Raw genomic sequence first — 431 nt, forward strand, 5'->3', positions numbered from 1 at the left:
CCATCACGGTGAAAGACGCCAATGGCTGTACTTTTGCCAAAGCCATTACGGTAACCAACACCGGAGGGCCAACAGCTGTAACTGCCACTTCCGAGCCCGCCACCTGTGCGGACAACGATGGCAGCATCGCAGTGGGAACGGCAACAGGCGGTGTATCTCCTTATACCTATTCGATCAACGGTTCCGATTTCCAGGCAGGCACTACCTTTTCATCCCTTGCTTCCGGAACCTATACGGTCACTGCCAAAGATGCGAACGGCTGTACCGTGACCGCATCGGTAACTGTTGACCAAAACGTGCCGACTAACTTTGCCAGCACAACCGTAGCTTCTACCTGCGGCGCTGCCAATGGCACGATCAAGGTGGGAACGGTAACGGGCGGAACTCCGGGCTATACCTATAGCAAAGACGGCATTACGTTCCAGACTTCG

Annotated in this window: 1 pseudogene; it reads left to right on the forward strand. The window is 55.0% G+C overall.

From position 1 onward, the window contains the following. Positions 1 to 431: pseudogene (locus OB13_RS00510) on the forward strand (gliding motility-associated C-terminal domain-containing protein); the annotation flags it as partial.

Source organism: Pontibacter sp. HJ8 (assembly GCF_054824225.1).